The organism is Variovorax sp. dw_308, assembly GCF_019207085.1.
Lineage (GTDB): Bacteria > Pseudomonadota > Gammaproteobacteria > Burkholderiales > Burkholderiaceae_C > Variovorax.
This window is the reverse complement of sequence record NZ_JAATOM010000003.1, coordinates 478,137-497,480: the sequence shown is the minus strand read 5'-3', so window position 1 is coordinate 497,480 and position 19,344 is coordinate 478,137. Positions and strand designations below refer to the sequence as shown.

Here is a 19,344-nt window from a genome sequence, read left to right as displayed (position 1 = left end):
GCGCTGCGCTCATGCGGCTTCTCCCTTGCGGCCGAACCATTGGCGGAAGCGCGCCGGATCCCAGATGCCCTTGGGCAGGAACAGCACGATCAGCACCAGCACCAGCCCGTTGACCACGAGGCGGAAGCCGCCGAGTCCGCGCAGCACCTCGGGCAGGATCGTCAGGATCACGCCGCCGAGCACCGGGCCGGTCAGGCCGTTGATGCCGCCGAGGATGGTCATCGTGAGGATGTCCACCGCGCGGTTGAAGCCGTATTCGCCGGGGCCGATGAAGAAGGTCAGGTGCGCGTTCAGCGTGCCGGCCAGCCCCGCGATCGCGGCGCCGAGCACGAAGGCCAGCATCTTGTGGCGCGCCACGTCGATGCCCATCAGGCCGGCGGCCGTCTCATCCTCCTTGATGGCCTCGAAAGCGCGGCCCACCTTGGAGCGGCGCAGGCGCCACAGCAGCAGCAGCGTGAGCACCAGCGCCAGCAGCACATGCCACCACTGCGTGAGTTGCGGAATGCCATTGAGGCCCAGCGCGCCGCCGGTGATGGATTCGGTGTTGAGCACCGCGATGCGGACCACCTCGCCGAAGGCCAGGGTGGCCATCGCCAGGTACACGCCCGACAGCCGCAGCGTCGGCCCGCCCATGATGGCCGCGACCAGCGCGGGCGCCGCCATGCCGCCGAGGATGGCGACCGGGAACGGCATGCCGTAGTTCATCGTGAGGATGGACGCGGTGTACGCCCCGATGCCCATGAAGGCCGCGTTGGCCACGGACAGCATGCCGCAGGCCAGCGTCAGCCAGATCGAAAGCGCCAGCAGTCCGTTGATGCCCAGCGAGAGCACCAGGTTGCTGTAGACGGCCCAGAAGTTGTCGAGTGAAGCCATATCAGACCTTGCGCTCCTGCAAGGAGCCGAACAACCCTTTCGGCCGCACCAGCAACACGAGGAACAGCAAGCCGAAGGCCACCGCGTCGCGCATGCTGGAACCGATGTACGCCACCGACAGCACCTCCGCAAAGCCGAGGAACAGGCCCGCCAGCATCGCGCCGCGGATGTCGCCCATGCCGCCGAGGATGATCACGGCGATGCCCTTCTCGAGCATCGGCTGGCCCATCAGCGGGAACAGCGCGTTCGAATACAGGCCGATCAGCACGCCGGCCAGGCCGCCGAGGCCGGCTGCGATGAACGACGTCAGGTAGAACAGCCCTTCGACGTTCACGCCGACGAGGTACGCCGCCTTGGGCGACTCCGCGATCGCGCGCAACGCGCGTCCCATCTGCGTGCGCTTGAGCGCCAGCATCAGCACGCCCATCAGCACGAAGGACACCAGCACGATGCCGAGTTCCAGCACGGTGACGTGGATGCCCGCGAACTCCAGCGCGTTGTCGGGAATGGTGCCGGCCGGGAAGCGCACGTTCTCCGCGCCGAAGATGGCTTGCACGCCGTTGTTGAGGACGATCGCCACGCCGATGGTCGCGATCATCGGGATCAGGTGGGGCGCGTTGCGCTTGCGCAGCGGCTTGAGCACCAGCACGTCGATCAACAGGCCGAACAGGCCGCTGAACAGGAACGCAGCGAGCAGGCCGGTCCACAGCGGCAGCGAGAACACGCGCATGAAGGTGGCCGCCGCATAGGCGCCCACCATGAAGATGGCGCCATGCGACAGGTTGATGACGCCGAGCACGCCGAAGATGAGGGTGAAGCCCAGCGCAAAGAGTGCGTAGACGCACCCTAGCGACAAGGCGTTGACGAGTTGCTGATCGAGCACGATGGGCTCCTGACTGCCACGGCACCGCGCCGCGGCCTGACAAAAAAGAAAACGGCGCAGATGTCTGCGCCAGAAGCAAGGGCGAAACGCAAGGCCGCGCGTGCGACCCTGCGAATCGGGCGGCTTACTTTTCGATTTCGAACTGCGTGCCCTTGGTCACGCTGACGATGGCTTGCTGCTTTGCATCATAGCCAGCAGGCTTGCCGGCCTTGTCGTTGGCGCGCGTGAAGCTGAAGGCGCCGGTGGCGCCGGTCCACTTGGCGTTGGGCAGCGCGTCGCGCAGGGCGGCACGGTCGGCCGGCAGCGTACCGGTCAGCTTGACCGTCTTCAGCGCCTGCGTGGCGATGTACATGGCGTCGTAGGCCTGCGCCGCGAACTGGTCGGGCGCGGTGCTGTACTTGGCGGTGTAGGCCTTGATGAACTTGCTGTTCTCCGGCGTCGCGTTGCTGGACGACCAGGGGCTGCCGACGTACAGGTTGTCCGAAGCGCCCTTGGCCAGTTCGAAGACCTTGACCGAGTTCATGCCGTTGCCGCCGATGAAGGGCACGTTGATGCCCAGCTGGCGTGCCTGCACCATGATCGGTGCGCCTTCGGCCAGCAGGGCCGACAGCACGATCGCGTCAGGGTTGGTGGCCTTGATCTTGGTCAGCTGCGCCTTGAAGTCGACGTCGCCCTTGGCGAAGGTCTCGGTGGTGGTCACCGGCATCTTCGCGTCTTCGAGGGCCTTCTTGAAGTTGTCGTAGCCGCTCTTGGTGAACACGTCGTCGTTGCCGTAGAGCACCGCGACCTTCTTCACGTTGGCATGCTTGACGGCCACGCGCAGCGTCTCGGGCAGCACGTCGGCTTCGGTGACCGAGTTGCGGAACACGTAGTCGCCGATGGAGGTGATGCCGTCGGCGGTGTTGGAGGTGCCGAAGGCCACGGTCTTGGCGGCTTGCGCGATCGGGTCGGCGGCCTGGGCCGAGTTCGACAGCGTGGGGCCGAAGACCATCAGCACGTTGTCCTGGAAGATCAGCTTCTTGAAGACGTTGATCGCGTCTTCCTTCTTGCCCTGCTCATCCTCGACCACCAGCACGATCTTGTTGCCGTTGATGCCGCCGGCGGCATTGATCTCGTCGGTGGCCAGCTGGAAGCCGTTCCGGATGGCCGTGCCGTACTGGGCGGCGCCGCCGGACAGCGCTTCCGCGACACCGATCTTGATGTCGGCAGCCTGCGCTGCGCCAACGAATGCGGTGGCAGCGAAGGCCGCGAGAAGCGCAGGTCTGAATCGGGTTGAGTTCATCTTTGAAGGCACTTTGGATAGAGTTGGAAGATAAGCGGGTTGACATTTTAAGACGGGCCTGCAGGGCCAAAGTCCGCCGGTGCGCATTGGCTTGCAGGGGTATCCCCTCGTCGCCGCCGGGGCAGCGTTCATGATGCGGCGTGCTGCAATGCCCCGAACCACATTCTTGGAGAACGATTCAATGGACCGTCGCGGGCTGATGAGAAACGCAGGGGTGGCGGGCGTGCTGGCCGCAGGACTGGCGCCAGCCGTCCATGCGCAGGTGGCCGTGCGCTGGCGCCTGGCATCGAGCTTTCCGAACTCGAACGCCAACCTTTTCGGCGCAGCGGTCGCTTTCGCCGATGCGGTGCGGGCCATGTCGGGCGGCCGCTTCGACATCTCGGTGCACGCGGGAGGCGAGCTCATGACGCCGCTCGGCGTGCTCGACGCGGTGCAGCGCGGCTCGATCGAGATGGCCCATACCTTGCCGTCGTACTTCTATGCGAAGGACCCCGCCTTCGCGATCGGCGCGGGGCTGCCATTCGGGCTCGACGCGGCGCAAACGGCCGCCTGGATGCAGGCGGGCAATGGCCGCAAGCTCATGAACGGGTTCTACGCGGCCTATTCGATGGTGGGGTTCGACGCAGGCAACACGGGCGTGCAGATGAGCGGCTGGTATCGCCGCCCGATCCGTGGCGCGGGCGACTTCCAGCAACTCAAGGTTCGCGCCACCGGCGGGCCGATGGACGCAGTCATGTCCCGCCTGGGCGCCGCTCCCCAGCCCGTTGCTGCGGCCGACCTGCGCCAGGCGCTGGCAAAGCGGCGCATCGATGCGGCAGAGTGGCTGGGGCCGACCGACGACCTGGCCCTGGGCCTGCCGGGCTCGGTGCCCTACTACTACGCGCCGGCCTGGTGGCCGGGCGGCCTGAACATGAGTTTCCTGATCAACCAGAAGTCGCTGGCCACGTTGTCGGCCGAAAACAAGGCGATCGTCGACGCCGCCGCGGCGCAGGCGAGCGCGGCGATGCGGGCGCGCTATGACGTATCGAACGCCGCTGCGCTGAAGGACCTTGCGGCGCGCGGCGTCGTTGTCCAGACGATCCCGCCGGCGGTGATCCGGGCCGTGTTCGCGGCGGCCAGGGAGGTCCATGACGACAACGACCAGAAAAGCCCCGAGTGGAAAAGGATCCATGCGGACTACCTGGGCTTCCAGCGCGCGCAACTGCGCTTGTCGCGCCTCGGCGGCAGTCGCATGGAAGCGTTCGTGTCCAGAATGCAGCCCTGATTGCCAGGCCCACCATGCCCACGTCCTACACCGACCTGCCTGACTCGATCGACTCGCCATCGATGCGCCGCGCCGGTCGCGAGTTGTTGTCGCTCGCGCTGATCGACGCGCGCAATCACACGCTGCACCTGCTTTCGCTCTACGAGCAGGCGATGGGCACCGCCACCTTGCCGGTCGAGCGTCTCGACGGCGTGCTCCCGCCGATCTGGCTGGCAGGTCATGTCGCCTGGTTTGCCGAATGGTGGATCGGCCGCAACACGCAGCGCGCCTTCGGCATCGACTGCCCGTCGCGGCCCACGCGGCTGGCGGCCATCGACCCGCAAGCCGACGAGTGGTGGAACCCGCAGCAGGGGGGCGCCGAAGGAGCCTGGTCGCGAGACATTCCGGATCTTGGCCAGACCAAGGCCTACCTGCTCGAGACGCTGGAGAGCACGCTCGAACTGCTGGAGCGTGCCGCCGAAACCGACGCCGGCCTGTACTTCTATCGGCTCGCGCTGTTCCACGAGGACATGCGCGGCGAGCAACTCGTGGTGATGGCGCAAACGCTGGGCCTGCCGATCGGCATCGAGATCGCGCCCGCCCCGCCGCCGCGCGAACCGTTGCTCGTGCCGGCCGCGCGGTGGGAACTCGGGCTGCCGGCGCAGGGTTTTTCATTTGCGCAGGAGCAGGGCCTGCACGAGGCCGAAGTACCCGAGTTCGAGATCGATGCGCAGCCCGTCACCTGGAGCCAGTACGTCGAGTTCGTCGATGACGGCGGCTATGACCGCAGCGACCTCTGGCTGTCCGAAGGCCTGGCCTGGCTGGCGCGGCATGCCGAGGAAGGGCGCCGCGGCCCGCGCCATGTCGAGCAGATCGGCGTCGAACGGCACGGCACGGGCGGCTCGGTGCTGCAGCACCGCTTCGGCCGCACCGTGCGCGCGGCGGGGCATCAAAGCGCCGTGCACCTGAGCTGGTGGGAGGCCGATGCGTGGGCGCGCTGGGCGGGGCGGCGCATCGCCACCGAGGTCGAGTGGGAGATTGCCGCCGAGACCGCATCGCGCCGGGGCTTCAGGTGGTCCGACGTGCACGAGTGGACTGCCGGCACGCTCAGGCCCTGGCCCGGGTTCCGTGCCGACCCGTGGAGCGAGGGCACGCCTTTCGACCCGGTGCCCGCATTCGGCCAGGCGCGTGTGCTGCGCGGCGCCTCGCTGGCGACGCGCGCCAGGCTGCGCTCGACCAGGTCCCGCGGCTTCGCGCTGCCCGCGCGCGACGAAGGCTTCTACGGATTTCGTACCTGCGCGATCTGATCGCGCAAGGCGGTGCGCCTATCCGACCGACCTGCCGCGCATGGCGTGCTGCACCAGGCGCGCAAACTCATCGACTGCGAATGGCTTGGCAATCATCTCCATGCCCGGAGCCAGGAACTCCGCCCGCGTGCGTACGTGCTCGGCATAGCCGGTCATGAAGAGCACCGGCAACCCGGGCCGAACCCCGCGCGCGATTTCGGCCACCTGCCGCCCATTGATGCCGGGCAGTCCGACATCGCTGACAAGCAGGTCGATGCGCTCCTTCGATTGCAGGATGGGAATCGCGGATGCCCCGTCTTCGGCATGCACGGTGCGATAACCCATCTCGGCCAGCACGTCGAGCACCAGCAGGCGCACGGCCGGGTCGTCCTCGACCACCAGCACCACTTCGCCCCGGCCCTGCGGCAGGTGGGCATCGCCGGAAATTCTCGAGGTGTCGCCACGGACTGCGACATGAGCGCGCGGCAGATACAGCGTGACGGTGGTCCCCGTTCCCGGCTGGCTCTGGATGCGCACCAGGCCACGCGACTGCTGCGCGAAACCGTACACCATCGACAGGCCCAGCCCGGTGCCCTGGCCGATCGGCTTGGTCGTGAAGAAGGGGTCGAAGGCCTTGGCCAGCACCTCGGGCGTCATGCCGGTGCCGGTGTCGGCCACGGAGATGGCGCAGTAGTGGCCGGGGGGCAGGTCGTGCTGGTGTCCGGCCGCTTCGTCGAACATCACGCAGGAGGTGCCTATGCGCAACTCGCCGCCATCGGGCATGGCGTCGCGCGCGTTGATGGCCAGGTTGAGGATCGCGCTTTCGAGTTGGGCCGCATCGCCGAATGCGGCGCCGGTTCCCGTATCGGCGGCGATGGCCAGGCGCACGTGTTCGCCGAGCGTGCGGTGCAGCAGTTCCCCCATGGAGCCGAGGAGTTCGTTCACGTCGGTCGGTTTGGGGTCGAGCGTCTGGCGCCGCGAGAAAGCGAGCAGGCGCTGGATCAATGACGCGGCGCGCCGCGCTGATTGCGCGGCCGAATCCATGTAGCGCTCCAGGCCCTCGGTGCGGCCGAGCGCGACGCGCCGGCGCATGAGTTCGATCGGTCCGGTGATGCCCTGCAGCAGGTTGTTGAAGTCGTGCGCGATGCCGCCGGTGAGCTGGCCGATGGCTTCCATCTTCTGGCTCTGGCGCAGGCGGGCTTCGGACTCGCGCAGGGCCGTGACGTCGCGCCCGACCGCATGCAGGAGACCCTCGTCAGGCACGGCCGTCCACGACAGCGTGCGGTAGCTGCCGTCCTGGTGGCGCACCCGGCTCTCGATGCGCGATTGCGCCTGTCCCCCCTTGAGCCGGCGGCTTTCGGCGATGACGGGCGCGAGATCGTCGGGATGCAGCAGCCTGAGGAGCGGACGTCCAAGCAGTTGCGCCTCGCTCCAGCCGAGCAGTGCCTGCCAGGCGGGGTTGACGGCCACGATGCGGCCCCGGATGTCGGCGATGAGCATGATGTCGGCCGAGAGTTGCCACAGGCGGTCGCGGTCGCGCGTGCGCTCGGCCACGCTCTGGGCGAGCCGGTGCTGTGCCGCTTTCTGGTCTTCGATGTCGGTGTTGATGCCGACCCAGCGCAGCGGCGTGCCGACTTCGTCGCTGCCCAGCGGCTGGGCGCGCGACAGGTGCCAGCGCCATGCGCCGTCGTGGCGGCGCAGGCGGCCTTCGTTTTCGTACGGAGTGCCGGTGGCCAGCGCATGCGCCCAGCGCTTCTCGGCGTGCGGGATGTCGTCCGGATGCACGAATTGCCCCCAGCCGTCGCCCAGCAATTCGACGTGGCTGAGTCCCGCATAGGTGCTCATGCTCTCGCTGACCCAGTCGAGCCGCCCGTCGGCCGTCGCCGTCCAGACCTGGTTGGGCATTTGTCGCGCCAGCGTCCGAAACCGCGCTTCGCTCTGGCGCAGCGTGGCTTCGGTCAGCTTGCGGTCGGTGATGTCCTGCACCACGCCGCGCATCAGCACCGGCTTGCCCGCGCTGTCGCGCACCAGTTCGCCGCGGCGCGAGATCCAGCGCACGGCGCCATCGCCGGCGCGCCGGATCTGGTATTCCACATCGAGCGGCGCCGTGCCGGCGACCCGGGTTTCGCGCGTGGACATGTGCTCGCCCCGGGTGATGCGCAGGTGCTCGATCGCGGCGAGCGGAAGCAACTCCACCAACGGCAAGCCGAAGACGCTGCAATACTCGCTCGACACGCTCAGCATGTCGGTCTGGATGTCGAGCGAGAAGACACCGACGCCGCCGGCCGACTGCGCCATCTGCAGGTGCTCGCCCCCCTCGCGCGCGGTTCTTTCACTGTCGGCAAGGGCTTGGGTCGCATGCATGCGTTCCGTGGTTTCGGTGGTGATGCAAAGGACGCCGCCGATGCGGCCGTTGTCGTCGAACACTGGTGACCATGCGTAGTCGAAATACGCCTGCTCGAGTTCGCCATTGCGATTGATGGAAAAGGGCTGGTCGCGGCCGCTTGCGCTCTCGCCGCGGTAAAGGACGTTGTCGAACTGCGGCTCGAGGCTGTCCCAGATTTCCGTCGTGAACTCCCGCGCCGGTCGCCCCAGGCTGCCGGGGTGCTTGTTGCCGATCATGCCGGCGTGCGCGTCGTTGTAGATGGCGACGTAGTCCGGCCCCCAATAGACGGCCATCTCGGCCGATGAGCGCAACAGCAGGTCGACAATGTTGCGCAGCGCCCTCGGCCATTGATCCGGTGCGCCGAGCGGCGTGGCGTCCGGGCCGAAGCCGCGTATCAACTTCGCGCATTCGCCAGCGCACGCCGGCCAGCGGCCTGATCGATCGGTATCGTTCATCGAGTGTCCCCCCTGTCCTTCGGCCTTGACGCTGCGCCATCGCGACGCAGCGAGCCGCCATCCTGCCAGCCTCGTGCATCATGCGCACCCGTGCGCGTGCGCGCCACCTGTTTTCGTGCTTTTCAATGAATACCTTCGAGTCAAGTCTCCTGTCCGCGTGGCAGCTGGTCGTGTCGGGCGACCCGGTGCTGCTCGGCATCGTCGGGCGGTCGCTGGCCGTGAGCGCCAGCGCATGTGCGCTCGCCTGCGGCCTTGGCCTGCTGGCCGGCGCTTGGCTGGGTGTGGCCCGTTTCCGTGGCCGCGGCGCGGCGCTGGCGCTGCTCAACACACTGCTCGCGCTGCCTTCGGTGGTGGTGGGGCTGGTGGTCTACCTGCTGCTGTCGCGCTCGGGGCCGCTGGGTTGGCTGGGCTGGCTGTTCAGCTTCAAGGCGATGGTGCTGGCGCAGGCGGTGCTGGTGCTGCCCGTCGTGACGGCGCTGACGCGGCAGGTCATAGAAGACGCCGACCGCGCCCATGGCGAGCAGTTGCGCTCGCTCGGCGCCGGTTCGCTGGTGCGCGCGCTGCTGCTGGTGTGGGACGAGCGCTATGCGCTGGTCACGGTGCTGATCGCGGCCTTTGGCCGGGCCGTGTCGGAGGTGGGCGCGGTGATGATCGTGGGCGGCAACATCGACGGCTTCACCCGCGTGATGACCACCGCGATCGCGCTGGAGACCAGCAAGGGCGACTTGCCGCTGGCGCTGGCATTGGGATTGGTGCTGCTGCTGGTGGTGCTGGCGCTGAACGTGCTGGTGGCGCTGGTGCGCAGCTGGCGCGAACGCGTCGACGGCGGCGCGGCGGTGGCGATGCGGATCGCCGCATGACGTCGCTGTTTGCGCTGAGCCATGTCGACGTGCGCTTCGGCCGCGTGACGGCATTGCGCGATGCTTCCCTTGCGATTGATGCGGGCGAGCGCGTCGCGCTGATCGGCGCCAACGGCAGCGGCAAGAGCACGCTGCTGCGCTTGCTCCATGGCCTGGTGCCGCATGCGTCCGGGCAATTCGCCAGCCATGCACCCCGGCGCGAACTGGCCATGCTGTTCCAGCGTCCGCACATGCTGCGCGCCACAGCGCGGACCAACGTGGCGATCGCCCTCTGGCTGCGCGGCACGCCATGGGGCGAGGCGAAGCGCCAGGCCGGCCCCGCGTTGGCGCGCGTGGGCCTCGAGGCGCTGATCGGACGCAATGCGCGAACGCTCTCCGGCGGTCAACAGCAGCGCCTCGCGCTGGCCCGTGCCTGGGCCCTGCAGCCCAAGGTGTTGTTGCTCGACGAGCCGACGGCCAGCCTCGACCCCACCGCCAAGCACGAGGTCGAAGCCTTGCTGGCGGAGGCCGCGCAGGGTCGCACGCTGGTGTTCGCCAGCCACAATCTGGGCCAGGTCAAGCGGCTGGCCAGCCGCGTGGTCTACCTTGAGCAGGGCAGGGTCGTGGCCGACCTGCCGGTGCATGATTTCTTCAACGGGCCGCTGCCCGAGGCGGCCCGTTTGTTTGTCAAAGGAGAGCTGGTATGAAGGTGTTTTTCAAGCGGTTCGGCGTGGGGCCGACCGCGCAGGCGACCGTCGCGCTGGTGCTGCTGGGCGCCAGCATCCTGGTGGCGCGCGCCGAGACGATCACCATGGCCTCGACCACGTCGACCGAACAGTCGGGCCTGTTCGCCCACATGCTGCCGGCGTTCAAGCAGGCGACCGGCATCGACATCAAGGTGGTGGCGGTCGGCACGGGGCAGGCCATCGACATGGCACGCCGGGGCGATGCCGACGTGCTGTTTGTGCACGACACGGCGGCCGAGGAGAAGTTCGTGGCCGAGGGCTATGCAGCCAAGCGCTATCCGGTGATGTACAACGACTTCGTGCTGATCGGGCCGAAGAACGATCCGGCCGGTGTCAAGGGCAATGACATCGTCGCGGCGCTGAAGAAGCTGGCGGCGGGCAATGTGGCCTTCGTATCGCGCGGCGACAAGAGCGGCACCGATGCCGCCGAGCGTCGCCTATGGAACCAGACCGGCCTGGGCGATGCGGGCCAGCCCCTGCCGAATGAGAAGAAGGGCAGTGGCTACAAGGAATGCGGCTGCGGCATGGGCCCGGCGCTGAACATCGCGGCCTCCACCGGCGGCTATGTGCTGTCGGACCGCGGCACCTGGCTGAGCTTCAAGAACCGCGCCGACATGGCCGTGCTGGTGGAAGGCGACAAGCGCCTGTTCAACCAGTACGGCGTGATGGTGCCGAGCGCCGCGAAGTTTCCGAACCTCAACCACACGGGCGCGCAGAAGTTCGTCGACTGGGTGATCTCGCCTGCGGGGCAGAGCAATATCGCGAGCTACAAGATCGACGGCGAGCAGTTGTTCTTCCCGAACGCAAAGTAGGCTCGCCCCCGGGCTCCGCGGCACTTCGTGCCGCTCCTCTCACCCCCTTCCGAGCCCAGCGGGGGCAATGCCCGGGGCCCGGCAAGGCGGGTTCCACAGTATTCCTGGAATGAAGGCGCTAATCGCCCGCAGGCTTCAAGGTCCCCGCGATCGCCGCATCCACGCCCCGGTGGAATCGCAGCACGTCGCTCTCCAGCCGCCCCGCAACCAATCCTGCGTTGGCGCCGCTGAGCAGGCCCTTCTGGATGCCGACGGCCGTCGCGATGTCCTCCTGCTGGAACACCGTCTTCTCGATGAGGTTGAAGGTCTTCTCCCAGTGCGCGTGCCAGTCATCGCCGGTGCGATCGGGCGGGATCAGCATGGTGTGCACCCAGCGCACCTCGTCCGGCGCCGGCGAGAACATGCCGATCAGGCTGACGTAGTCGGGGTGCCAGATCAGGAATGAATTCGGGAACAGGAACTGCGTCGGCGTGGCCACCTTGCACAGCGCGCTGCGGTCGCGCGGTGGCTCGAAGCCTTCGAGGGCCGTGCGCCGCGCGACCAGTGAATCCTGGTGCGGGCCGGCACGCAGGTTGACCGCCATCGCGTCGGCAAAGAACGGATAGATCGTGTCGCGGTGCAGCACGCGGATGTGATAGCCCTCGAGGAAGGCATCGGCGGTGAGCTTCCAGTTCGCGCGGTACACATGGTCGACCTTGCGGAACACCTTCATGTCGGCCAGGCCCAGCCATTGCAGGTGCGCGTCGAGGCCCTGCAGGAAGGTGGCGGCGGAGAAGGGCGGGCCGGGCGTGCGTTTCACGAAGATCAGGCCGCCCGCTTCGTCGCAGGGCAGCTCGACCAGGTTCAGCGTGGCGGGGTCGATGCCGTCGAAGGTCTCGGCATGGAGCCGGTGGCGCAGGCGCCCATCCAGTTCGTAGGTCCAGCCGTGGTAAGGGCAGACGAGCGCCTTGCAGGGCGTTGCCTTTGGCGGTGCCGAGCCCTTGGTCGTGACGAGCGCCATGCCGCGGTGCCGGCACACGTTGAAGAAGGCGCGCGCACGGCCCTCGATGGACCGGGTCACGACGATGGGCACGCCGAGCGCGTCGAAGGGCAGCGCCGAGCCCGGCGCCACCTCCGCGCTGTGGGCCGCGACGATCGGCCAATGCGCGAACAGCGAATCCTGCTCGTTCTGCCAGTGCACGCGGTCGGTGTAGTGGCTGGCGGGAACGCTGCCCGTTTCGGCGCCCAGTTCGCGGGTGCCGGTGCGGCAGCTCCGATCGAGGCGCGCCATCAGGTCCGCCAGCGCGGGCGGCGGTGGGGCCGTGTCGAGTGTGAGGTCCGTCAAGTCCAGTGCTCCCAAAACCCCATCGTAAGAGCAGAGGCCGTTTCATGGCCAACGCGATTACCCGCGGGCATGACCTCCGGAGTCATCGACGCGACACACGCGGTTCGCGACCATCCGTTCACCCCGCGCTGTTGCGGGTTCCAACCCTGAAAGGAATCGCGCCATGGACACCACCACCGCCACTCTCGATGCCGTCGACGCCGTCGGAATTGCCCACCGCTACATCGCCCTCTGGAACGAGTCCGACGCCGCGCGCCGCCAGCAGATGCTTGAAACCGGCTGGGCCGAAGATGCGCGCTACGTCGACCCGATGGGGCGGGCCAGCGGACATGAAGAGATCAGCTCGATGATCGGCGTCGTGCAAGCGCACTACCCGGGCTTCCGCTTTGCCCTGGCTGGCAAGGCCGATTCGCACGGTGACAACCTGCGTTTTAGCTGGACCCTCGGGCCGAGCGGTGCGGCGGACCTGATCCAGGGCACGGACTTCGCGCAACTCGACGACGGCAAGCTGCAATCGGTGACCGGCTTCCTGGACAAGGTGCCGGCCGGCGCCTGATCAGGGGACTCTCCTTGGGGCAGGCCCATGCAAGAGCAACGCCTCCTCAGTCCAGCGGACGGACCTCGATGCGCGCCAGGTTGCGCACATAGCGCGCGCCCAGGTTGCGATCTGCGGTGGACATGAGCGCGATGCGGCCTTCGCGCTCATCGAGCGGCTTGCCGTCGCGTTCGAACAGCAACAGCACGCCGTCGCCGCCGGCCGTGTTGGTGACCTCGGGCCAGGCGAACACCGCGCGATAACCGTCCGTCGCGGTGGCCACGATGACCAGCGTCTTCCATCCGTCGCGGCCCTTCGCCACGAGGCCCGCGCGCTCGATGAGGGCGGACAGCTTCACGCCGCGCACCGTGCTTTTGGTCTCGACACCCTGTGCGCTGCGCGTCTGCACGAAGGTGACGATCTGCTGCGCTTCCGACGTGGCCAGCTCGGTGGCGTCGAGCCGCAGCGTGCGCTGCACCGCGCCCGACACCTCGACCTGCATGCTCACCTGGGCGGCTGCGCCGCTCCACAGTGCGCAGAGCGCGAACAACATGGTGGCGCATCGAAACAGTCGAATCATCATCGTCAGGCTCCAGTGGTTTCGGCTGGCACGACATGGCCGTTGTCGAGATGGATCGCACTGTGGGCCAAGGCCTCCACGTCGTGCGGGTCGTGCGTCACGAGCAGGGTCGGCACCTGCACGCGGTCCAGCATCTCGGCCAGTTCCGCCCGCAGGCGGGTGCGCAATTGCGTGTCGAGGGCGGAAAGCGGCTCGTCGAGCAGCAGGAGCCGTGGATTCGGTGCCACCGCGCGCGCCAATGCGACGCGTTGCTTCTGCCCGCCGGAGAGATGCCGTGGATAGGCGCTGGCCAACTGCTCTAGCCCGAACTGATGCAGCAGTTCCTCGATGCGAGCCGTGGTCGCCGGCGACGCGGCACTGCCGAGACGGTGCATGCCGAACATGATGTTCTGCATGACCGTCATGTGCGGGAACAGCGCGTAGTCCTGGAACACGAAACCGATGCGGCGCTCGCGCGCGGGCAGGTCGACATGGGCCGCGGTGTCGAGCAGCGTGGTGCCGTTCAGCCGCACATGGCCCTTCGCACCCGGAACCAGTCCGGCCATCGCCAGCAGCACGGTCGACTTGCCCGCGCCCGATGGCCCCAGCAGCGCCGTGCGCATCGATTGCGTGCGGAAGCAGGCATGCAGCGCGAAGTCACGCTCGTCGGAGTGCAGGGCGACGTGCAGGTCGACGTCGAGCAGGTCGGCCATCAATGCTTCGCCTGCAACAGGCGCCCCGAGATCACCAGCACGACGATGCAGACCACCGAGATGACCAGCGTGAGCCACAGCGCCTGCGCGTCGTTGCCGGCCTGCACCGCGTCATACACGGCGATCGACAGCGTCTGCGTCTTGCCGGGCAGGTTGCCGGCGATCATCAGCGTCGCGCCGAATTCGCCCATGGCGCGCGCAAAGGCCAGCATCAGGCCGGCCGCGATGCCGCGCACCGCCAGCGGCAGGCTCACGCGCAGGAACACTTCCAGCTCGCCAGCGCCCAGTGTGCGTGCCGCATGGGCGAAGCGGTGGTCGACATCCTCGAAGGACGCGCGCGCCGCCTTGTAGATCAGCGGCAGCGAGACGATCGATGCCGCGATCACCGCGCCCTGCCAGGTGAAGATCAGGTTGATGCCGAACCAGCGGTCAAGGTACTGGCCGAAGACGCCGTTGCGGCCGACCAGCACGATCAGGTAGTAGCCGAGCACCGTGGGCGGCAGCACCATCGGCAGCATCAGCACCGCATCGAGCACGCCCTGGCCGAGGAAACGGCGCCGCGACATCCACCATCCGAGGCCGATCCCGGCCGCGCCTGCGATCAGCGTGGCGATCAGCGCGACCTTGAGCGTGAGCCAGAGAGGAACCAGCAAGGGTCAGGGTTTCGAGAAGCCGTAGCGCGCCAGGATCTCCTGGCCTTCCGCACCGCGCACGAAGGCGATGAACGACTTGGCCGATGCCGCGTTCTTGCTCGCGGCCAGTTCCGCGATCGGATAGGTCACGGGCGTGCTGGTCGGCACGGTCAGCGCGATCTTCGCCTTGTCGCGCTCGATCATTGCGTCGGTGCGGTAGACGAAGCCGGCATCGACTTCACCGCGCGCGACGTAGTTGAGCACCTGGCGCACGCTTTCGCCATAGATCCACTTGGGCTCCAGCGCGGCGGTGAGGCCGGCTTGCTGCACGGCCTCCATCGTGTAGCGGCCCACTGGCACCGAGGCGGGCGTGCCGGTGGAGATCCGCTTGTACGCATCGCCGGTCAGGTCGCCGAGTCTCTGCGGCGTCGCGGTGGCGGTGGCGGGGACGATCAGCACCAGCGTGTTCTGCGCGAAGTCGACGCGCGTGCCGTCGGCGATCAGTTTGGCGGTGACGGCGCGGTTCATCGTCTCCTGGTCCGCGGAGGCGAACACGTCGACCGGTGCGCCCTGCGTCATCTGCGCCAGCAGCGCGCCCGAGGCCGCGAAATTGAAGGTGACCTTGGCGCCCGGTTGCGACTTCTCGAAGGCCTTGCCGACTTCCTGGAAGGCGTTGGTCAGGCTGGCCGCGGCCGACACCACGATCTCTTGCGCCTGCGTGGCCACGGCGCCCAGCGAGAGGGTGGCCAGTACGGCGGCGGTGCGTAGCCAGCGAGGGCAGGTCTTCATTGCGGGCGTCCTTTCGCGTCGTGCGCTATTCATCTTTGGAATAGCGAATCATAGCGGCGTGGCTGCGCCCGCGAGGGGCGCGCCGTCAGGTCATGCGGCGGTCGGACAAGGCCGTGGGCAGGGCGCCAAGCTTGTCGGCGAACCAGCCGATGCGGTCGGTCTCGCGCACGTCGAAGCGCGGCACGTAGGGCTTGATGTCGAGCACCGGCGTGCCGTCGACCATGTCGTTGCCGGCGAAGTGCAGCGTGGCGCCCTCGACCCGCAGCAGGCGGACGATGGACAGGCCGAGCCGGTTCGGCCGCGTCGGTGCGCGCGTGGCGAACACGCCGTGCGGCGTGTTGTCCAGGAAGGGCGTGACCTCCAGCGGCTCGCGCGTGCACAGGTGCATGTGCGTGATGAAGATGAGGTAGTCGAAGCCTTCGATGTCGCGCAGGCCCGGCGCAAAGTCATCGCGCACTTCGAGGCGCGCGATGTCCTGCGACGCCACGGCCTGGATCGGCATGCCTTCGACCTGCACGAAGTGGCTGCGCACGAAGCCGATCGGGTGGCAGGCGACCTGGCCCGCATCGGCTGTCATGGTTCCATGTCGTTGAAGTTCCAGGCCACGCGGGGACGCTGTGCCGTGCGCAGCGGCACGACCTGCGGCGACCAGCAGGACCAGACGGTCTGCGACAACGGCCGCGTCGTGTCCGGCGGCGGCTCGGCGATGGTGCCGATGCTGATGAAAGCGGCCAGCGTTTCGCCTTCGACCAGGCCCAGTTCGGCAGCGATGTGCGGGTCGAAGCAGCGGTCGCCGCTCAGGACGATCGCGCCGAAGCCGAGTTCGTGCGCTGCGTTCATCAGGTTGCCGAGGGCCGCGCCGGCAGCGATCCACTGTTCGCGCAGCGGCACCTGCTTGCGCTGGCGCAGCGACACCACGAAGGCGAGCAGGCACGGCGGCTCCGTCGCATGACCGCGGGCGCGGCGGATGTCATGGGCGCTCGCGATGGGGTCGCGACGGCGCTTCTCGTCCTCGAACAGGTCCGCAAGACCTTCGCGCGCATCGGAGCGGAACTCGATCACGCGCCACGGATGCAGGCGGCCATGGTCGGGCGCGCTGAGGGCGGCTTGGAGCATCAGGTCCAGCTGATCGGCCTCGGGGCCGGGTTCCATCAGCCGACGCGGCGACACCGAGCGGCGTCCCAGCAGCATCGGCAACGGGCCTGTGGGTTGCGGCGTCGCCAGCATCTCGACGTCGCCGAATGCGTGATGGCGCGCCAGTCGTCCGGCTGCGGGATGGGTCAGCACCGCCCAATAGGCGCCGGGCATGTCCGGCGTGCCGGCGGCTGCGGTCCACAAGGCCAGCAGCGCGATTTCGTTGCGCGCGGATTCGAAGCGCCGGATGGCCTCGTGATGCATCTCGTCGAGCGCGCGGTGCAGCGCCTCGGCCTCGCGAGCGTCTTCGGCCACGATCCGCACCGCCGCTTCGACCAGCAACGCGTCGGAGCCGCCGCTTGGCAGGCCACCGTGGCGCATCGCTGCGCGCAGCGCGTCGGCCGGCAGGCAGGTACGCAGCACCGAACGATGCAGATGCCGTCCCAGGCTTGAGAAGGGGTGGCGGTGGCCGGTGGATTGCGGCGGGGCTGCAGGCATGGAAGCGATCGGTGATGGCGCCGGCCTGACGCCAGCGCTATTCAATGGGTGAATAGCGAAAGTGTAGACCGGGCCCGAAGTCCTTGTCAGGCCGCCAGCGCCGCGCCAACGGTGGCCGGCATCGGCGTCGTCGGGCGGCCGATGAGCTTGCCGAGCTGGCCGCCGTCGTCGAACAGCGCACCCTTGGACGCGCCGACGTCGGAGTCCGCGAGCATGGCGGCGATGGGTCCGGGCAAGCCGAAGCCGAGCAGCGCGGCCTCGTGCTCGGCCTCCGACACGTTCCTGTAGGCCACGGGCTTGCTCGACTGCTTCGCGATCTCGGCGGCCAGGTCGGCCAGGGTGTAGGCGGAATCGCCGGCCAGTTCGTACACCAGGCCCGCCTGGTTGTCGCGGGTGAGCACGGCGGCAGCCGCTTCGGCGTAGTCGGCGCGCGCGGCCGAGGCGATGCGGCCATCGCCCGCGCTGCCGATCAGCGCGCCGCCGGCAACGGCTGCGCCGGTCCAGCCGGTGTAGTTCTCGGTGTACCAGCCGTTGCGAAGCAGCGCGAAAGGCAGGCCCGATTCCCCGAGCATCACCTCGGTGGCCAGGTGCTCGACGGCCACGCTCAGCGGCGAGGTGTCGGCCCTGAGGATGCTGGTGTAGGCGATGAACTTCACGCCCGCGTCCTTGGCCGCGTCGATGGCGGCACGGTGCTGTGATGCGCGTTGACCGAGCTCACTCGACGAGATCAGCAGCAGCCGATCCGCTCCGGCGAAGGCGGTGCGCAAGGTGTCGGGCTTGGTGTAGTCGGCCTGCCGGACGGCGACGCCCAGGGCGGCCAGGTCCTTCGCCTTGTCGGGGCTACGCACAGCCGCGACGATGTCGCTGGCAGGGACGGTGCGCAGCAGCGCGCGGATGACGAGGCGGCCCAGTTGGCCGGTCGCGCCGGTGATGACGATCATGGTGAGTGTTCCTTGTTGCAGTGAGATGGGGTGAGGTGCAGAATAATCCCCTAACTCACTTTTTGTAAGTACGTACCAAAAGGTTAGCTTGATGAAATCCACCGAAGCCGCCGCCATCGCGAAGCCCGGCACCCTCGCCGACGTGATCCGGCGCGGCGAACTCCTGTCTGCCGAATGTCCCTCGCGCGAGGTGCTGAAGCACGTGACGAGCCGTTGGGGCGTGCTGCTGCTGGTGGTGCTGCTGGGCGGCACGCACCGCTTCAGCGAACTGCGCCGCAAGATCGGCGGCGTGAGCGAGAAGATGCTGGCGCAGACGCTCAAGTGGCTGGAAACGGATGGACTGGTGCTGCGCAAGTCGTATCCCACCGTGCCGCCGCACGTCGAATACACCCTGACGCCGTTGGGCCTGGAGGCGGGCCGGCGCGTGGAGTCTCTCGCCGACTGGATCGAGTTCAACCTGCCGCGCATCATGGAGGCGCGCCGCGAGGAGCCGGCGGTGGCGGAGCCGATGGAAGCGAGGATGTCGTGATGCGTTTCGGACTGGTGGCCCATCGCCTGCACAGGCAGCGTGTCGACGGTGCGCTCGTGCGTTGGGCGCGCGCCTGCGAGGACGATATTCGCACGCTGGGGCTCGGCCTGCATGCGGTCGGCGGCACCTACGATGCGCTGGCCGGGCAGCAGCTGCTGTCGGGCGCGTCGCTTGTGCGGTTGCCATCGGGCGTCGAAGGCGGCGTGATGCGGCTGGCCTCGTGCATCGCGGGCGGGCTGACGCCGGCTGACGAACTGGATGGCGTGATCTATTTCATCGACCCTGTCGATCCGTCGTCGCTGTACCCGGAGACGCAGGCGCTCAAGCGGCAGTGCGTGATCCACGGCAAGCCATTCATCTCCACCGCTGCGGGCGCGACGGAATGGATCGCGGTGGAACTGGCACACGCCGGCAAGGGCGACGCGGGCTTTGCGTCGGCCATCGGAAAGCAGACTGTCGCGCTGATCGCGCACGATGCCTTGAAGACGCGCATGGTGGACTACGCGTCGAGGCACTTCGACCTGCTGTCCCGCTTTGCGATGCGCATCGGCACGGGCACGACGGGCGGGCTGCTCAACGACCTGGCCTGGTCCCGTGGCTGGCCCGCCGACGTACCCTGGGTCACGCGCTACCTGAGCGGCCCGATGGGCGGCGATGCGCAGATCGCCGAGCTGGTGCTGGACCGGCGCTGCGACAAGGTGATCTTCTTCGAGGACCCGCATGTGGCGCGCCAGCATGAAGCCGACATCCAGTTGCTGGAGCGCGCCGTGTGCGCCGCCACGTACGACACCACCTGCTTCAACTCGCCGGCCACTGCCGAGCGATGGGCCGCCGCCGTCACCGCATAGCGCTGCGCCGTGAGGCTGGCGCCTGCCAGCACAATCC

Annotated in this window: 20 protein-coding genes; 8 read left to right on the top strand and 12 right to left on the bottom strand. The window is 68.1% G+C overall.

Annotated elements, in window-relative coordinates:
- Positions 1-9: 9 nt before the first annotated feature.
- The 3 genes from HCU76_RS08775 to HCU76_RS08765 form a co-directional block, all read right to left on the bottom strand.
- A complete protein-coding gene (locus tag HCU76_RS08775; RefSeq protein ID WP_213955595.1) occupies positions 10-873 on the bottom strand; it encodes a branched-chain amino acid ABC transporter permease in 864 nt (287 codons plus the stop codon).
- A gap of 1 nt (position 874) precedes the next feature.
- Positions 875-1,756, bottom strand: coding sequence for a branched-chain amino acid ABC transporter permease (locus tag HCU76_RS08770; protein ID WP_213955596.1), 882 nt, complete (start codon positions 1,754-1,756; stop codon positions 875-877).
- Between the two features lie 124 nt (positions 1,757-1,880).
- Positions 1,881-3,038, bottom strand: a complete 1,158-nt coding sequence (locus tag HCU76_RS08765; protein ID WP_213955597.1) for an ABC transporter substrate-binding protein — start codon at positions 3,036-3,038, stop codon at positions 1,881-1,883.
- Positions 3,039-3,237: 199 nt separating this feature from the next.
- Here HCU76_RS08765 and HCU76_RS08760 point away from each other — a divergent pair, with 199 nt between their 5' ends.
- Entirely contained in the window at positions 3,238-4,302 is a 1,065-nt protein-coding gene (locus tag HCU76_RS08760) for a TRAP transporter substrate-binding protein (protein WP_371319781.1), read from the top strand.
- A 14-nt stretch (positions 4,303-4,316) separates the two neighbouring features.
- Positions 4,317-5,588, top strand: a complete 1,272-nt coding sequence (locus tag HCU76_RS08755) for an SUMF1/EgtB/PvdO family nonheme iron enzyme (RefSeq protein WP_218509029.1) — start codon at positions 4,317-4,319, stop codon at positions 5,586-5,588.
- A gap of 18 nt (positions 5,589-5,606) precedes the next feature.
- On the opposite strand, the gene HCU76_RS08750 is transcribed toward HCU76_RS08755, so the two are convergent.
- A complete protein-coding gene (locus HCU76_RS08750; RefSeq protein ID WP_218509028.1) occupies positions 5,607-8,408 on the bottom strand; it encodes a PAS domain S-box protein in 2,802 nt (933 codons plus the stop codon).
- Positions 8,409-8,533: 125 nt separating this feature from the next.
- Between HCU76_RS08750 and HCU76_RS08745 the strand changes: the two genes are divergently transcribed.
- The 3 genes from HCU76_RS08745 to HCU76_RS08735 are packed head-to-tail and all read left to right on the top strand — an operon-like array spanning position 8,534 to position 10,805.
- Positions 8,534-9,268, top strand: coding sequence for an ABC transporter permease (locus HCU76_RS08745; RefSeq protein WP_218509027.1), 735 nt, complete (start codon positions 8,534-8,536; stop codon positions 9,266-9,268).
- Positions 9,265-9,954, top strand: coding sequence for an ATP-binding cassette domain-containing protein (locus HCU76_RS08740; RefSeq protein ID WP_218509026.1), 690 nt, complete (start codon positions 9,265-9,267; stop codon positions 9,952-9,954). Before HCU76_RS08745 ends, HCU76_RS08740 begins: the two co-directional genes overlap by 4 nt.
- Positions 9,951-10,805 carry an extracellular solute-binding protein gene (locus HCU76_RS08735; protein ID WP_218509025.1) on the top strand — a complete coding sequence of 285 codons (855 nt, stop codon included), beginning with the start codon at positions 9,951-9,953 and terminating at the stop codon, positions 10,803-10,805. The genes HCU76_RS08740 and HCU76_RS08735 overlap by 4 nt, the downstream gene beginning before the upstream one ends.
- A gap of 118 nt (positions 10,806-10,923) precedes the next feature.
- Here the strand turns inward: HCU76_RS08735 and HCU76_RS08730 are convergent, their stop codons facing one another.
- A complete protein-coding gene (locus tag HCU76_RS08730; RefSeq protein WP_218509024.1) occupies positions 10,924-12,129 on the bottom strand; it encodes an aromatic ring-hydroxylating dioxygenase subunit alpha in 1,206 nt (401 codons plus the stop codon).
- Between the two features lie 163 nt (positions 12,130-12,292).
- On the opposite strand from HCU76_RS08730, the gene HCU76_RS08725 reads away from it, so the two are divergent.
- A complete protein-coding gene (locus HCU76_RS08725) occupies positions 12,293-12,685 on the top strand; it encodes a nuclear transport factor 2 family protein (RefSeq protein WP_218509023.1) in 393 nt (130 codons plus the stop codon).
- A 46-nt stretch (positions 12,686-12,731) separates the two neighbouring features.
- Here the strand turns inward: HCU76_RS08725 and HCU76_RS08720 are convergent, their stop codons facing one another.
- The 7 genes from HCU76_RS08720 to HCU76_RS08690 all read right to left on the bottom strand — a co-directional run bounded on the left by HCU76_RS08720 (position 12,732) and on the right by HCU76_RS08690 (position 17,930).
- Entirely contained in the window at positions 12,732-13,247 is a 516-nt protein-coding gene (locus tag HCU76_RS08720; RefSeq protein ID WP_218509022.1) for a molybdopterin-dependent oxidoreductase, read from the bottom strand.
- 2 nt (positions 13,248-13,249) lie between these two features.
- Positions 13,250-13,936, bottom strand: a complete 687-nt coding sequence (locus tag HCU76_RS08715; RefSeq protein WP_218509021.1) for a sulfate/molybdate ABC transporter ATP-binding protein — start codon at positions 13,934-13,936, stop codon at positions 13,250-13,252.
- Positions 13,936-14,589, bottom strand: coding sequence for a molybdate ABC transporter permease subunit (gene modB / locus HCU76_RS08710; RefSeq protein WP_213955608.1), 654 nt, complete (start codon positions 14,587-14,589; stop codon positions 13,936-13,938). Before modB ends, HCU76_RS08715 begins: the two co-directional genes overlap by 1 nt.
- 3 nt (positions 14,590-14,592) lie before the next feature.
- Entirely contained in the window at positions 14,593-15,357 is a 765-nt protein-coding gene (gene modA / locus HCU76_RS08705) for a molybdate ABC transporter substrate-binding protein (protein WP_256354084.1), read from the bottom strand.
- An 85-nt stretch (positions 15,358-15,442) separates the two neighbouring features.
- Entirely contained in the window at positions 15,443-15,934 is a 492-nt protein-coding gene (gene tsaA / locus HCU76_RS08700; RefSeq protein ID WP_218509019.1) for a tRNA (N6-threonylcarbamoyladenosine(37)-N6)-methyltransferase TrmO, read from the bottom strand.
- The gene (locus HCU76_RS08695; RefSeq protein WP_256354083.1) at positions 15,931-16,989 is read right to left on the bottom strand and encodes a nitroreductase; all 1,059 of its coding nucleotides are present in this window, start codon (positions 16,987-16,989) and stop codon (positions 15,931-15,933) included. The genes tsaA and HCU76_RS08695 overlap by 4 nt, the downstream gene beginning before the upstream one ends.
- Positions 16,990-17,075: 86 nt before the next feature.
- The gene (locus HCU76_RS08690; RefSeq protein WP_218509018.1) at positions 17,076-17,930 is read right to left on the bottom strand and encodes an SDR family oxidoreductase; all 855 of its coding nucleotides are present in this window, start codon (positions 17,928-17,930) and stop codon (positions 17,076-17,078) included.
- 91 nt (positions 17,931-18,021) lie between these two features.
- On the opposite strand from HCU76_RS08690, the gene HCU76_RS08685 reads away from it, so the two are divergent.
- Positions 18,022-18,459, top strand: a complete 438-nt coding sequence (locus tag HCU76_RS08685; RefSeq protein WP_218509017.1) for a helix-turn-helix domain-containing protein — start codon at positions 18,022-18,024, stop codon at positions 18,457-18,459.
- Positions 18,459-19,307, top strand: coding sequence for a methylglyoxal synthase (locus HCU76_RS08680; RefSeq protein ID WP_218509016.1), 849 nt, complete (start codon positions 18,459-18,461; stop codon positions 19,305-19,307). Before HCU76_RS08685 ends, HCU76_RS08680 begins: the two co-directional genes overlap by 1 nt.
- Positions 19,308-19,344: the final 37 nt, after the last annotated feature.

Excerpts from the sequence above, each read along its gene's own strand:
- tsaA (WP_218509019.1), bottom strand. The coding sequence starts at position 15,934 with ATGACAGCCGATGCGGGCCAGGTCGCCTGCCACCCGATCGGCTTCGTG.
- HCU76_RS08680 (WP_218509016.1), top strand. The coding sequence starts at position 18,459 with ATGCGTTTCGGACTGGTGGCCCATCGCCTGCACAGGCAGCGTGTCGAC.
- HCU76_RS08690 (WP_218509018.1), bottom strand. The coding sequence starts at position 17,930 with ATGATCGTCATCACCGGCGCGACCGGCCAACTGGGCCGCCTCGTCATC.
- HCU76_RS08760 (WP_371319781.1), top strand. The coding sequence starts at position 3,238 with ATGAGAAACGCAGGGGTGGCGGGCGTGCTGGCCGCAGGACTGGCGCCA.
- HCU76_RS08750 (WP_218509028.1), bottom strand. The coding sequence starts at position 8,408 with ATGAACGATACCGATCGATCAGGCCGCTGGCCGGCGTGCGCTGGCGAA.
- HCU76_RS08775 (WP_213955595.1), bottom strand. The coding sequence starts at position 873 with ATGGCTTCACTCGACAACTTCTGGGCCGTCTACAGCAACCTGGTGCTC.
- HCU76_RS08725 (WP_218509023.1), top strand. The coding sequence starts at position 12,293 with ATGGACACCACCACCGCCACTCTCGATGCCGTCGACGCCGTCGGAATT.
- HCU76_RS08715 (WP_218509021.1), bottom strand. The coding sequence starts at position 13,936 with ATGGCCGACCTGCTCGACGTCGACCTGCACGTCGCCCTGCACTCCGAC.
- HCU76_RS08735 (WP_218509025.1), top strand. The coding sequence starts at position 9,951 with ATGAAGGTGTTTTTCAAGCGGTTCGGCGTGGGGCCGACCGCGCAGGCG.
- HCU76_RS08765 (WP_213955597.1), bottom strand. The coding sequence starts at position 3,038 with ATGAACTCAACCCGATTCAGACCTGCGCTTCTCGCGGCCTTCGCTGCC.
- HCU76_RS08755 (WP_218509029.1), top strand. The coding sequence starts at position 4,317 with ATGCCCACGTCCTACACCGACCTGCCTGACTCGATCGACTCGCCATCG.
- HCU76_RS08685 (WP_218509017.1), top strand. The coding sequence starts at position 18,022 with ATGAAATCCACCGAAGCCGCCGCCATCGCGAAGCCCGGCACCCTCGCC.
- HCU76_RS08745 (WP_218509027.1), top strand. The coding sequence starts at position 8,534 with ATGAATACCTTCGAGTCAAGTCTCCTGTCCGCGTGGCAGCTGGTCGTG.
- HCU76_RS08740 (WP_218509026.1), top strand. The coding sequence starts at position 9,265 with ATGACGTCGCTGTTTGCGCTGAGCCATGTCGACGTGCGCTTCGGCCGC.
- HCU76_RS08720 (WP_218509022.1), bottom strand. The coding sequence starts at position 13,247 with ATGATGATTCGACTGTTTCGATGCGCCACCATGTTGTTCGCGCTCTGC.
- modA (WP_256354084.1), bottom strand. The coding sequence starts at position 15,357 with ATGAAGACCTGCCCTCGCTGGCTACGCACCGCCGCCGTACTGGCCACC.
- HCU76_RS08695 (WP_256354083.1), bottom strand. The coding sequence starts at position 16,989 with ATGCCTGCAGCCCCGCCGCAATCCACCGGCCACCGCCACCCCTTCTCA.